Here is a 13,055-nt window from a genome sequence, read left to right on the forward strand (position 1 = left end):
CTAGTTTAGACTAGCTCTATGGCTTTCCCTTATAGAGGCTGGGAGGGGTATGACCGGGACCCTTAAAACTATTTCCGTACCCCGGCCGACTTCACTTTTAAGCTTAAGCCCATACTCAGGCCCATAGAGGCTTTGGAAACGTAAATTTACATTACTTAGGCCCACACCGTTTCCAGAACCGCATCCCGGTTCCAGCACATGGGGTAGTTTCTCGGGTGCTATCCCTACACCGTCGTCACTTACGGTAATTTGTAACTCGCCATTTTGGAGGCGGGCGGATACTCGGACTACCCCCGGCCCTTCCTTAGGTAAAATGCCATGATGTAGAGCGTTTTCTACCAAGGGTTGTAGGCTCAAAACTGGAAGATGATAATCTAAAACTTCTAAAGGTACATCCTGGATATAGCGGAATTTGTCACCAAAGCGAGCTTTCTCCAGGGTAAGATAATTGCGCACGTAAGCTAGCTCTTCCCTTAAAGTAGTGAAACTGCCGCGGCGGTTTAAAGTCTGGCGGAAAAGGCTAGCCAGCCGCACAAGAAGCATGCGGGCGCGCTCAGGATTGGTGCGGATGAAATTTATGATAGTATTCAAGGTGTTAAAGAAGAAATGGGGGTTTATCTGGGCGTTTAGGGCTTCCAAACGGGCTTCGGCCAGCAACTGCCGCTGGCGGTCTATCTCAGATAACTCGATCTGTAAGCTCAAAAGTTCACCTAAACCTATGGCTAGACGGATCACCTGGGGCGGTAGCGTCCCTTCCTCCGTTTGGTAGAGCTTTAGAGCCCCTACTATTTCACCTCTGCACTTAAGGGGCACGATAACAGCTGCCGCTAAAGGACACTCGCAGTAGTGATAACGAGGGCAATTAAGGCCACGGGTAGAATGGACCACTTTGTAACGGCCGGTGGCCAGGACCTCTTTAGTGGCCTCGGTTAAGATGCGCTCCCCCGGGGGATGTTTTTCACAACCCGCCCCCAAGAAGGCCAGCACCCGCTCGCGATCCGTAATGGCTACTGCGGCCACTTCCGCGATATCCTTGATTATTTCTGCCGTCTTGGCTGCGGTGACTTCATTTAGGCCTCGCCGGAGGTAGGGCAGGGTCTGATGGGCGATCTGGAGGGTGGGATCTATGGGTGCATCTACAGGCTGGCACACCTTTTCCTCCTTCCAAGCCTCTTGGCAGGGGGGAAGGAGGTAGCGGAGGAGGATAAGAAGGGCGACAGCATTTAAACTGCTAAAGAACGTTAAGGCCCCAAGCAAAGGAGCCTTAAATAAGCCCACTGCCCCTATGGTTTCTCCTAAGCTTAAAGCGATAGCTCCGGCGATAAAGACCCAGGGTTGCAAACTTATAACACCTCATTCTTAATATTTTGCACATTTAAGCTTGATTTCCGTACCTTTGTATTTTTGTACTTTTATGCTACACCTAGGTAGGGTTCTTGTCAATAAAGAAGCCCTGCCAGGGAGACCGGCAGGGTAGGGTATCCTGGATAGGGTATCCTTAAATTTTAGTTTTAAGCTTCTTCGGCATAAGCTTGGCGAAGACGTTCTAAAGATGAGGGATCGGCCAGGGTGGAAGTATCTCCTAAAGCCCGCCCTTCGGCTATATCCCGGAGGAGCCGGCGCATTATTTTGCCGCTCCTGGTTTTGGGGAGTTCGGGGGTGAAGAGGATTTGCTCTGGTCTAGCTATGGCGCCGATTATTTTTACCACGTGCTCTTTAAGCTCTTGGGCCAGCTCAGGAGAAGGGGTAAAACCCTCCTTCAAGGTGACAAAAGCTACGATGGCCTGACCCTTAATGGGATGGGAACGGCTAATTACAGCGGCCTCGGCTACAGCCTGGTGATCCACCAGGGCGCTTTCCACTTCCATGGTACCTATCCGGTGACCAGAGACGTTTATGACATCATCCACCCGGCCCAGGATCCAAAAGTAACCGTCTGCATCCTTCCGGGCACCGTCGCCGGTGAAATAGCAACCGGGGATGCGAGACCAGTACTGCTCTACGTAGCGCCGGTGGTCGCCGTAGATGGTTCGCATCATGGCTGGCCAAGGCTTCTTAATAACCAGATAACCCCCTTTTCCAGGCGGAACAGGATTCCCTTTTTCATCTACCACGTCAGCCTCGATACCCGGTAACGGGCGGGTGGCCGAGCCTGGTTTTAAAGGGGTCTCCCCAGGCAGGGGGCTTATGAGGATCATGCCCGTCTCTGTCTGCCACCAAGTGTCTACAATGGGGCAGCGCCGGCGGCCGATGTGGATATAGTACCACATCCAGGCTTCAGGGTTTATAGGTTCTCCTACAGTACCCAGGAGCCTTAAGGAGGATAGGTCATGGCGGGCCGGGTAGCTCGGGCCCCAACGCATAAAAGAGCGTATGGCGGTGGGGGCGGTATAGAAAATGTTTACTCCGTATTTTTCGATAATTTCCCAGAAACGGTTGGGCTGGGGATAATCAGGAGCACCCTCGTAGATGAGGACTGTGGCTCCGTTACTTAGGGGACCATATACGACATAACTATGGCCGGTAATCCAACCGATATCTGCTGTACACCAGTATACATCTTCCTCTTTGAGATCGAAGACATATTTGGCTGTCATGGTTACCCCTACCAGATAACCACCAGTAGTATGCACTACCCCTTTAGGTTTTCCGGTGGTGCCGCTGGTATGGAGGATAAAGAGAGGATCTTCGGCCTCCATAGGTTCTGGTTCTATATAGAGGGAAGCAGTATGCATAATTTCATGCCACCATAAATCGCGGCCCAGCTGCATATTTATATGGTGACCTGTGCGTTTGGTTACAATAACCCTTTCCACAGTAGGCGCGTTTTGTAAAGCGAGGTCAGCGTTATCCTTTAATGGTATTACTTGTCCCCGCCGGAAACCGCCATCGGCGGTTATAAGGAGCCTGGAGCCGATATCGTTTATGCGTTCTTGTAAAGCATGGGCGCTAAAACCGGCAAAGACCACATTATGGATGGCCCCTATACGGGCACAAGCTAGCATGGCAATGGGGAGTTCTGGTATCATGGGCAAATATATGGTTACCCGGTCCCCACGCTTTATCCCTAAGGAGCGCAGCACACTGGCAAATTTATTGACTTCCCGGTATAGATCACGGTAGGTAAGGACGCAAGAGTCGCCAGGTTCACCTTCCCAGATGAGGGCGGCTTTGTTGCGGCGGAAGGAGCCTAGGTGCCGGTCCAAGCAGTTATAGGAGACGTTTAAGGTGCCTCCGGTGAACCAGCGGGCTTGGGGATAGTCCCATTCTAATATCCTCTCCCAGGGCTTAAACCAATGTATAAGGGAAGCGCACTGGCCCCAGAAGGCCTCCGGGTCTTTGATTTTGAATAGTTCTGTCTCTTGAGTGTTGGCCTTTTGGCTAAAATGTTCTGGTGGAGGGAAAAGACGAGGTTCCCGCAGGAGGGCCTCCAGGACTTTGGCCTCCGGGCTCATGGTTATCCCCCTTCCAAACTGTTTTAATCTTAGTTTTATTTACTATAATACGTACGGACCCTTGTTCCAGAAAAGGCTTTGGCGGCCAAAAGTAGGGAATAAAGGGTAGGAAGAGGATTTTTAAGGCCTAATGGTTAAAGAGAAGGTATTCGACATTTTTTGCCGAACCTTAACAGAAGATAAAGGCCAGGGTGGAGGGCTTAAAGCTTAAGGCAAAGTATAAAGGTAATACTTGGAGATAATGGTTAAAGAAAGGATAAAGGGAGGAAAGCAGAACACTGGACTTAAGTAGCTAGAATAGAAGGAGGTCGCGGTAAACAAGGGATGATCGGAGGGATAGGTGTCGATATAATGGAGATTGACCGGATTAAAAGGGCGTTAGAGAGGCACCCGAGGTTGTTAAAGAGGGTTTTTACCCCCCAAGAGGAGGCTTATTGCTTAGCTAAACCCCGACCGGAAGTTTCCTTGGCTGCGCGCTGGGCGGCTAAGGAAGCAGTGTTTAAGGTTTTAGGCCTTAGGAGGGGTGAGCTTAGGTGGCGAGAGATAGAGGTATTGAGTAACAATTGGGGGGCGCCGAGAGTGAGACTGCATGGCCGGTTGGCGGAACTTGCCCGGTCTTTGGGAATAAAAGAGATAACTTTAAGCCTTTCCCATAGCCGGGAGTATGCTGTGGCTGTAGCTATAGGAGTAGGAACTTCTGTCGACGCCAGGACGCCTACTTGAGGTAGTTTATAGGCTACCTAAAGTAGTTTATAGAAACGTAAGCATCGGGGCCTAGTGAGGGGAATATCCAGAAGGTTCAGGGGGTAAGGAGAATGTATGTAGTTACCGCAGCAGAAATGGCAGAAATAGACCGGATGGCCAGCCGGGATTATTTTGTACCCAGCATAGTTCTTATGGAAAATGCAGGCTTAAGGGTAACTGAATCCATACGGCGCTATTTTGGCGGCCGGGTAGCGGGGAAACGGGTGCTGATTTTTGCTGGTAAAGGTAATAACGGTGGAGATGGCCTGGTGGTGGCCCGGCACCTGCATAATGAAGGAGCTGAAGTTAAGGTCTTTCTTTTAGCTAGGCCGGAGGATCTGCGGGGAGATCCCCGGACTAATCTGGAAATATACCAGAAGATGGGAGGAAAAATCTTTCCTATCTTGGAGCAGAGCCATCTCCAGAGGGCTGACATTTCCCTGTTGTATGCGGATCTGGTAGTAGATGCCATCTTCGGTACAGGGTTTAAAGGTGCTGCTTTGGGACTTACGGGAGAAGTTATTAAATTGATTAACAATGCAGGTAAACCTATAGTCGCGGTAGATCTCCCTTCGGGCCTGGATGCCGATACAGGCCAGGTGCACGGACCTTGTATTAAGGCTACCTGGACGGTGACCTTTGCCCTTCCTAAAAGGGGGCTGGTCCTAGAACCAGGGGCTACCCTGGCTGGGGAGCTGGAGGTTGTGGATATAGGTATACCCCGGCGGCTTATCGAAAGTCGAAATTTAAGGTTGCGGTTGTTAACTCCTGCCTGGTGTAGGGAGCAACTTAAGCCCCGGGATCCCAGCAGTCATAAGGGAAATTTCGGACATGTCTTGGTAGTGGGGGGCTCTCAAGGCATGGTGGGGGCTGTAGCTCTAGCGGCTCTAGGGGCCTTACGGGCTGGGGCGGGTTTAGTTACCGCAGCTGTCCCCCGTAGCCTCCAGGATGTACTTGCGGCCAAGACGACAGAGGTTATGACGCGGGGGTTGCCAGAGATGCCGGGAGGGGTTTTAAGCCGGGAGGCCCTTCCCTACATTTTAGAGCTTCTGGAGAAGTGTACTGTCCTGGCCATAGGCCCGGGTTTATCGCGGGATAAAACTACTGTTTCTTTAGTTTTAGAGCTTCTCCCGCAGGTCCGTTGCCCGGTGGTTATTGATGCCGACGCCCTCAACGCCTTGGCCGAGGATAGAAAATATCTCAGGGAAGCCGAAAAGGAGGCTGTTTTGACTCCCCACCCCGGGGAGATGGCGAGGTTAATAGAAACCACCACAGCACAGGTCCAGGCGGATAGGCTAGGGGTAGCTACCCGGGCAGCTCAGGATTGGCGGGTTACTGTAGTACTCAAAGGAGCCCGGACAATTATTGCTTCCCCTTCTGGAGAAGCCTTTATCAACCCGACTGGAAATCCAGGTATGGCTACCGCCGGCAGTGGCGATGTGCTAACAGGGGTGGTGGCTGGACTTATAGCTCAGGGGCTTCCAGTACCGGTAGCTGCGGCCTTGGGCGCCTACATACATGGTGCGGCCGGAGATTATGCTGCCCGAACCCAAGGCCAACAGGGGCTGGTAGCAGGGGACCTTTTGAATTATTTACCGCGGGTTTTCCGGAAGCTGGAAGCAAGAACGGAAAAAACTTGCCTTGGTAAAGGTTTGCCGCTATAATTAGATATAGCTTGTTTGTTATACTCTCAAGGAGGTGCCTTCCTTGCCAGGCGTAAAAAGGATCATGATCAGCCTACCCGAAAGCCTTCTAGCCGAAGTGGACGGACTGGCTACCCTGGAGAAGCGCAACCGCAGTGAATTTATCCGTGAAGCTATGAAATTATATATAGCAGAACGTAAACGCCGGACCTTACGGGAACAGATGAAGCGGGGTTACCAAGAAATGGCCCAAATTAATTTATCCCTAGCCGCGGAAAACTATGCAGTAGAGGAGGAAGTCCAAAACTACTACGATAGTAAACTGGCGGAGTGCAAATAGGATGCTAGTAAGGCGTGGCGATATTTTTTACGCACAACTCAATCCAGTGGTAGGGTCTGAGCAGGGAGGTACCCGACCTGTATTGATTATACAAAATGACATCGGCAACCAATACAGCCCCACCACTATTGTAGCTGCTATTACTTCCCAGATAAATAAGGCCAAGCTCCCTACTCATGTAGAAATAAGCGCAGCCAAAAGCGGCCTGGAGCGAGACTCGGTAATTTTGGCGGAGCAGATCCGTACCATTGATAAAAGCCGCTTGCGTCAAAAAGTAGCAGCCTTGGATGAGGAGACTATGGAAAAGGTTAACCGGGCCTTGGAGATAAGCCTTGGATTGACGGAAATATAGGCTTAAGGGTTAAAAGGCTAAGTCTACCTGCCCGGCGGGTAGACTTTTTATTTTTGGTATATTTTTGGTAGAAGAACCTATGGGGGAGGGTAGCCCGTGGCTGCTGTTATAGGTTTGACCTGTGATGGCGATCTAGAAGGTAGCAGGATTTTCTTAAATTCTGCCTATGTAGCCGCTGTTTCCCAAGCCGGGGGCATTCCTCTCCTTCTTCCTCCTGGATCTCAAGAGATGGCAGAAGAGTATTTAAAGATAATCGATGGTCTTCTTTTAACAGGGGGTGGGGATGTAGATCCCCGCCTTTATGGCGAGGAACCTAAGGAAGGCTTGGGCCGTGTGCTAAGGGAGAGGGATACCTTCGAACTTTATATTACCAGGCGCGCCCTTCTTTTGGGAAAACCTATTTTAGCTATTTGCCGAGGGATGCAACTTTTAAATGTGGCGGCCGGCGGCACCCTTTACCAGGATATAGTTCGAGAGTTAGGTTCTTCCCTGCATAACCCAGGCGGCCCTCGGTCCGCATTGCATCATAGGATAGAGATACAACCGGGTACGTTATTATACAAATGGCTAGGTGGCCAAGTTAAGGTCAACAGTATGCATCATCAGGCAGTGCGCTCTTTAGGCCAGGGTTTAAGGGTAAGCGCGACATCCGAGGACGGTCTAATCGAGGCAGTGGAGGGTACGGGAGAGGCTTTTGTGGTGGGTGTACAGTGGCATCCGGAAGAATTGACAAATTTTTACCCCGAACAGCGAAACCTTTTTAAAAATTTCGTGGTTGCAGCAGATATTTCCACTTAATGCAGGATTTTGGAAGGGAAGGTCGAATTTAAACATGGAGATACGAGGTGTCTCCCAGGAGAGGTGGAGGGATGAGTAGCCCAGCCAAAGTGCTTATAGTAGATGATGAGACAGGTGTGCGGCTGCTCTTAGAGTTGGTCTTTCGCGAAGAAGGGTATCAGGTAGCAGCTGCCGCTAACGGTCTTGAAGCTTTGCAAAAGGTGCGGTCTTTTCAGCCCGATATAGTAATTATGGACATTAAGATGCCTATCATGGATGGTCTAGAAACCCTTCCCCGCATTAAAGCCCTCTCTCCCCTTACTAAGGTTATTATTATAACGGCTTACCTGGAAGCAACCACCATGAAACAGGTCTGGGAACGAGGGGCCAGCGGTTTTCTTTATAAGCCCTTCGATTTAAGGGATATAAAGATGGCGGTGCGCCGATTGGTGGAGGAAAGGGACCAAGCCTATGGAACCTAAATTAGAGGTGAGAAAGGAAGTATGAAATACGATCTTTATGTTGTTACTTCTTCAGAATTATCCCGGGGTCGCGATACTTTGGAAGTGGTGCAGGCGGCCTTGGCCGGAGGAGCAACAATCATCCAGCTACGGGAAAAACATTGGCCTGCCCGCAAGTTAGTAGAGGTGGGAAGGGAAATCAGGAGGCTCACCTTAAAAGCTGGGGCAGGTTTTATTGTAAATGATCGGTTGGATGTAGCCCTAGCTTTAGAGGCCGACGGGGTCCATATAGGGCAGGAGGACTTGCCTGTTGATGTGGCCAGGAGTCTCCTTGGCCCAGGTAAAATCCTAGGGGTTTCGGTGGGTTCAGTGGAGGAGGCTAAAGAAGCTATAGCTCAGGGGGCGGATTACCTAGGGGTAGGTTCTATTTTTGCCACTACTTCTAAAGCCGATGCTGGTCCTCCTGTAGGAGTAGAACTCATCCGGCAGATAAAGGAAAAAGTTAATGTTCCCGTGGTGGGTATCGGGGGTATAAACTTAAGTAACGCTGCCCAGGTCATAGAGGCTGGGGCCGATGGAGTAGCTGTGATATCAGCGGTGGTGTCCGCAGATGATATAGAATCCGCAGCTAGGGCGCTGCTTAAAGTTGTACAAGCTACTAAAGCTAGATTGGCCCGGCCAAGGTAGAAATAAGCCCTATGGAGGATGGAGGGCCGTGAACTGGGAAGAGCTAGAACAGCAAGTAAAATCATGCCGATCTTGTGGCCTACACCGAAGGGCTAAACAGCCTGTGCTCGGGGAAGGGAATTTAAGGGCGTTACTTATGTTGGTAGGGGAAGCTCCAGGTGCCAGGGAAGATGAGCTAGGCCGGCCCTTCGTGGGGGCAGCTGGAGAACTCCTCAACAGGATTTTACAGGCTGCCGGGTTCAAAAGGGAAGAAGTATATATCACTAATGTAGTAAAATGTCGTCCACCCGGTAACAGACTTCCTACACCAGATGAAGTACAAGCTTGCCGGCCCTATTTGGAAATCCAAGTTGAGTTGGTAAGCCCGAAAATTATCGTCTGTCTAGGAGCCTTAGCTACGCAAGTTCTTATCGCCCCTGGGGCCCGGATAACCCGCCTTCGTGGCCAGTGGATCCAAAAAGATGGCATTTACTATCTTCCTACCTTTCACCCTGCAGCTTTGTTGCGGGATGAAAGCAAAAAACGACCTGTATGGGAAGATTTTAAGCGTGTACGGGCTCTTTATCGTGAGCTAAGTACTGTACAGCTCTCCTGGAATTTTGTGGGTAGGTAGCTGGCTATACTACTGCTGGGTGGTACAGGGATGGAGATATATTTGGAAAACGAAGAAATTACCCGGCACCTGGGACGGGTGCTAGGGGAACTGCTTAAACCAGGAGATGTGGTCCTACTTTGCGGAAGCTTAGGGGCAGGGAAGACCACCTTAGTTCAGGGTCTAGCTGTTGGTTTGGGGGTAAAGGAGCGGGTAACCAGCCCTACCTTTACTTTGGTGCAGGAACACCGGGGGCGCTATCCCCTATATCACATCGATCTTTACAGGTTGGAAACACTTGAAGAGATACAAGAGCTAGGGCTGGAAGAATACTTGGGAGGGCCTGGGATCACGGTTATAGAGTGGGGAGAGAGGTTGCGCGAATTTTTGCCTGAACGGTTGGAGGTACATTTAGAAATGACCCCCCAGGGAGGGCGGTGGGGACGTTTAAAGCCTTATGGAGCACGTTATCAGGAACTTATTAAGGAGATGGCTAAAAGACTTCCTTAAAAAAAAGGAGCTGAAGTTGTTGTTAGTTTTAGGCCTGGAAACTTCCACCGCAGCCGCTAGTGTAGCGTTAGTAAAAGAGGATAGGTTGCTAGCGGAAATATTTTTTAACACCCAGCGGTATCATTCTCGTCAGACCCTCTCTTTAATTTCCTTATTACTTAAACAAGCCGGAGTGGAGTTTAGGGAACTGGAAGGTATAGCTGTTGCCCTCGGCCCGGGCTCCTTTACTGGCCTGCGCGTAGGAGTGGCCATAGCTAAGGCCTTGGCCCATGCCAGCGGTAAACCCCTGGCCGGGGTGCCCACCTTAGATGGCCTGGCTTTAAACGCGGCTGGCGTTGCGGGGTTAATTTGCCCGGTGGTGGTAGCTCGGCGGGAGGAGGTATACACTGCCCTTTATCGCTGGCAGGAGGGAAGGTTATGTCGCCTTACTCCTTATCAGGCAGTAACTCCAGTTTCGTGGGTTGGCTATCTGGCCTCTTACAACGAGCCAGTTTATTTTTTAGGCGATGGGGTACAGCCTTTCAAAGAATTTTGGATAAGCTTAAGGGAAAGAGCTTTGTTCTTGCCCCCCGAAAGTTCTTTTCCTCGGGCCGGCCATATTGCTCGGTTAGGAGAGGAGCGCTTGAGGCAGGGGGAGAGGGACGATCTTTTCCAGTTAAAGCCACTTTACCTGCGCCCGCCGGCAGCGGTATTCAAGGGGCTTTAGAGGTTTATGTAGTACCTATGACTAGCCAACATTTAGATGGGGTACTGGCCATCGAGCGGCTATCCTTCCCTACCCCTTGGAGCCGCTCTTCCTTCTTAAATGAACTTTACACTAACGATTATGCTTATTACTATGTGTGCCTTTGGGGAAATAAGGTTGTAGGATACGCGGGAATGTGGATTATATTAGATGAAGCCCACCTTACCAACATTGCTGTACATCCTGGATTTCGGAGGTGCGGGATAGGCGAACTACTTTTGGATACGTTAATTAAGGAGGCTTTAGATTTAGGAGCTGAGCGTATGACTTTGGAGGTACGCATATCTAATATACCTGCCCAACGGCTTTACGAGAAAAAAGGTTTTGTGCGCAGCGGAATCCGGAGGGGTTATTATACTGATACCCAAGAAGATGCTATTATCATGTGGAAGACTTTGCGCGAAAAAGGTGGTGGAAATGGGTAATGTTATCCTGGCCATTGAGACCTCTTGCGATGAAACAGCTGCCGCGGTAGTAGTAGATGGGGTAGAAGTGCGGGCTAATATTATTGCCTCCCAGGATATTCACCGGCGTTACGGAGGGGTGGTACCGGAGATCGCTTCGCGGCGCCATCTAGAAAATATTGTACCAGTAGTGCAGGAAGCCTTAGATCGAGCAGGAATTACTTTGGCCAGGGTGGATGCGGTGGCCGCTACCTATGGGCCTGGCTTAGTAGGTTCTTTACTTGTGGGGCTGTCCTATGCCAAGGGTTTGGCCTTTGCATTAGAGAAGCCCTTCATTGGTATCCACCACCTGGTGGGCCACATTTATGCGGGCTTCCTAGAATATCCTGAGCTGCCCCTGCCTGCTGTATGCTTGGTGGCTTCGGGGGGCCATACTAGCCTGTTTTACCTGGTAAGCCATGAGGAACGGTATCTTTTGGGTTCTACCAGGGATGATGCGGCGGGGGAGGCTTTTGATAAGGTAGCCCGGGCTTTAGGTTTGGGTTATCCTGGGGGGCCTGAACTGGAAAGACTAGCTCACAAGGGTAAACCAAATATCTATTTCCCGCGAGCCTGGCTAGAGGAAGATAGCCTGGATTTTAGTTTTAGCGGGTTAAAGACGGCCGTGGCCAATTATCTACGCCAAAGTAGGGAGACAGGCCAGGATATTTGCCTTCCTGATGTGGCGGCCAGTTTCCAAGAGGCTGTAATAGAGGTATTGGTGGTCAAGACCCTGCAGGCCGCCCGCAGGAAAGGAGCTAGCTCTATTCTGGCGGTGGGAGGGGTGGCCTCCAACCAATACTTTCGCCGCTCCTTAAAGACAGCGGCCCTTGAGGTAGGGATACCGGTGTTTATACCCCGCCCTGTTTACTGCACAGATAATGCGGCTATGATTGGCTGTGCCGCCTATTACCAGTATTTGCGAGGCCAGTTTTCTTCCCTAGATCTGGACGCTGTCCCCGATTTGCCCCTGGAGGCCCTATAAAAGGGCTGGGGGAGGTCCTAGGGACCATAGCCCCTACCTTTGGGGATAAAAAAATGTGGATAATGTGTATAAAGCTGTGACTAAAGCTCAAACTCGAAGCCGGGCTGTGTGGAAAAAGATAACCCTTTAGAACTTCTTAAGATAGCTCTTTCTGTGGATAAACTGGCGAAAGCCTTGAAAATTAAGCTTTGGGGTTGTGGATAATTTTGTGAATAAGTGGCAGCTCTTGGTCTTGACTTCTTCTCGGTTTAATATCCTTCCCTTAACTTCTACTTGTAATTTGCGCTGTATATTCTGCAGTCACCACCAGAATCCCCCTGGTGTAGAGGCTATTTTTATTTCACCTTTAAGCTTAAAGGAAATCGAGGAGCTTTTCGGGTACCTGGACCCTGCACGGCCCATTGTGATAGGGGAATCGGCTACCCGTATAGTAGAGGGGGAGCCTTTAACCCATCCTGAATTTTTCACCATTATGCGCAGTTTACGCCGACGTTTTCCCCATACCCTTGTGGAAATCACTACTAACGGGGTACTGCTAGATAAACCTCAAGTAGAAGCTCTAAAAGGATTAAAGCCCATAGAAGTTAAGATTTCCCTTAACAGTGTTACGTCCGGCGGAAGGCAGAAGCTTCTTGGCGCTGGAGGAGCAGCGGGTATCCTTAAGGCTATAGAGGAACTTACCAGGGGAGGGATTCCCTGCCATGGGAGTATAGTAGCCTACCCTAAAGTAGTAGGGTGGGATGACTTGGAGAAAACTATATATGCCTTAGTCCAGGCGGGGGCCCTCACTGTACGCATATTTATTCCCGGTTTTACCCACAGGGCACCAGCCATTTTACGCTTTGATCCTTGGGGATTTCGCCAGGAGCTAGAGTCTTTTCTGGAAAACTTTCGCCAGGAGGTTAAAATACCTATAATTGTGGAGCCTCCTTTTCTCCGCGACCTTATACCAGAGGTGGCTGGCGTGCTTCCGGGTTACCCGGCGGAAGGGAGCGGTCTTAAGAGGGGCGATGTACTTTTAGAGATAGACGGGCAGGTTCCCCGCTCCCGGGTAGAGGCCTTCCGTCTACTTTCCCGGCCAGGCCGGCATAAGTTAAAGGTGAGACGACCCGGGCAGGAGTTACGGGAGGCAGGCCGGGAACTGGAAATACTCCTTGAAGTGCCCCTTGGTGGCAAAAGCGGGGTAGTCATGGAATGGGACGGTGATCCTGAGGTTTTAAAAGCCATCCATAGATCCTGTTTACGCCATCAGGCCAGGAAGGCTGTAGTTTTTACTTCTGAACTAGCTCATCGAGTTATGGAAGGCATGGTATCAGCATTA

The 13,055-nt window shown here is 50.5% G+C and carries 15 protein-coding genes (1 of these 15 running past the window's edge); 13 read left to right on the forward strand and 2 right to left on the reverse strand.

All coding sequences use genetic code 11. The features are described 5' to 3' along the window. Together B9A14_RS01855 and acs are read right to left on the reverse strand one after the other, a co-directional pair. Window positions 1-1,341: a histidine kinase gene (locus B9A14_RS01855; protein ID WP_157109742.1), complete on the reverse strand. Its 1,341-nt coding sequence runs from the start codon at window positions 1,339-1,341 to the stop codon at window positions 1-3. A gap of 170 nt (window positions 1,342-1,511) precedes the next feature. Then, window positions 1,512-3,455 (reverse strand): acetate--CoA ligase, encoded by a 1,944-nt coding sequence (acs, locus tag B9A14_RS01860; RefSeq protein WP_084663469.1) that lies wholly within the window; start codon window positions 3,453-3,455, stop codon window positions 1,512-1,514. 324 nt (window positions 3,456-3,779) lie between these two features. Between acs and B9A14_RS01865 the strand changes: the two genes are divergently transcribed. The 13 genes from B9A14_RS01865 to B9A14_RS01925 form a co-directional block, all read left to right on the forward strand. Further along, the gene (locus tag B9A14_RS01865) at window positions 3,780-4,178 is read left to right on the forward strand and encodes a holo-ACP synthase (protein WP_084663471.1); all 399 of its coding nucleotides are present in this window, start codon (window positions 3,780-3,782) and stop codon (window positions 4,176-4,178) included. A gap of 92 nt (window positions 4,179-4,270) precedes the next feature. Beyond that, on the forward strand, window positions 4,271-5,863 hold the full coding sequence (locus tag B9A14_RS01870) for an NAD(P)H-hydrate dehydratase (protein WP_084663473.1): 1,593 nt from the start codon (window positions 4,271-4,273) through the stop codon (window positions 5,861-5,863). 43 nt (window positions 5,864-5,906) lie between these two features. Continuing rightward, window positions 5,907-6,182 (forward strand): CopG family ribbon-helix-helix protein, encoded by a 276-nt coding sequence (locus B9A14_RS01875; protein ID WP_157109743.1) that lies wholly within the window; start codon window positions 5,907-5,909, stop codon window positions 6,180-6,182. A 1-nt stretch (window position 6,183) separates the two neighbouring features. Continuing rightward, the gene (locus tag B9A14_RS01880; protein ID WP_084663475.1) at window positions 6,184-6,534 is read left to right on the forward strand and encodes a type II toxin-antitoxin system PemK/MazF family toxin; all 351 of its coding nucleotides are present in this window, start codon (window positions 6,184-6,186) and stop codon (window positions 6,532-6,534) included. Between the two features lie 96 nt (window positions 6,535-6,630). After that, on the forward strand, window positions 6,631-7,332 hold the full coding sequence (locus B9A14_RS01885) for a gamma-glutamyl-gamma-aminobutyrate hydrolase family protein (RefSeq protein WP_084663477.1): 702 nt from the start codon (window positions 6,631-6,633) through the stop codon (window positions 7,330-7,332). Between the two features lie 71 nt (window positions 7,333-7,403). Further along, window positions 7,404-7,793 carry a response regulator gene (locus B9A14_RS01890; protein WP_084663479.1) on the forward strand — a complete coding sequence of 130 codons (390 nt, stop codon included), beginning with the start codon at window positions 7,404-7,406 and terminating at the stop codon, window positions 7,791-7,793. Window positions 7,794-7,814: 21 nt separating this feature from the next. After that, a complete protein-coding gene (gene thiE / locus B9A14_RS01895) occupies window positions 7,815-8,459 on the forward strand; it encodes a thiamine phosphate synthase (protein WP_084663481.1) in 645 nt (214 codons plus the stop codon). Between the two features lie 28 nt (window positions 8,460-8,487). Beyond that, the gene (locus tag B9A14_RS01900) at window positions 8,488-9,072 is read left to right on the forward strand and encodes a uracil-DNA glycosylase (protein WP_084663483.1); all 585 of its coding nucleotides are present in this window, start codon (window positions 8,488-8,490) and stop codon (window positions 9,070-9,072) included. Between the two features lie 30 nt (window positions 9,073-9,102). Further along, window positions 9,103-9,561, forward strand: a complete 459-nt coding sequence (tsaE, locus tag B9A14_RS01905; protein WP_084663485.1) for a tRNA (adenosine(37)-N6)-threonylcarbamoyltransferase complex ATPase subunit type 1 TsaE — start codon at window positions 9,103-9,105, stop codon at window positions 9,559-9,561. Then, a complete protein-coding gene (gene tsaB, locus B9A14_RS01910) occupies window positions 9,509-10,267 on the forward strand; it encodes a tRNA (adenosine(37)-N6)-threonylcarbamoyltransferase complex dimerization subunit type 1 TsaB (RefSeq protein ID WP_084663487.1) in 759 nt (252 codons plus the stop codon). Before tsaE ends, tsaB begins: the two co-directional genes overlap by 53 nt. Window positions 10,268-10,284: 17 nt before the next feature. Beyond that, complete coding sequence (gene rimI / locus B9A14_RS01915) at window positions 10,285-10,731, forward strand: ribosomal protein S18-alanine N-acetyltransferase (RefSeq protein ID WP_084663489.1); 447 nt, start codon at window positions 10,285-10,287, stop codon at window positions 10,729-10,731. After that, window positions 10,724-11,734 (forward strand): tRNA (adenosine(37)-N6)-threonylcarbamoyltransferase complex transferase subunit TsaD, encoded by a 1,011-nt coding sequence (tsaD, locus tag B9A14_RS01920; protein ID WP_084663491.1) that lies wholly within the window; start codon window positions 10,724-10,726, stop codon window positions 11,732-11,734. Before rimI ends, tsaD begins: the two co-directional genes overlap by 8 nt. A 208-nt stretch (window positions 11,735-11,942) precedes the next feature. Continuing rightward, window positions 11,943-13,055 carry the 5' portion of a DUF512 domain-containing protein gene (locus tag B9A14_RS01925; RefSeq protein WP_157109745.1) on the forward strand. It continues 240 nt past the right edge of the window, so 1,113 of the gene's 1,353 nt are visible here — the first part of the coding sequence; its start codon is at window positions 11,943-11,945; its stop codon lies beyond the right edge, outside the window.

The organism is Thermanaeromonas toyohensis ToBE (assembly GCF_900176005.1).
Classification (GTDB): domain Bacteria; phylum Bacillota; class DSM-521; order Neomoorellales; family Neomoorellaceae; genus Thermanaeromonas; species Thermanaeromonas toyohensis.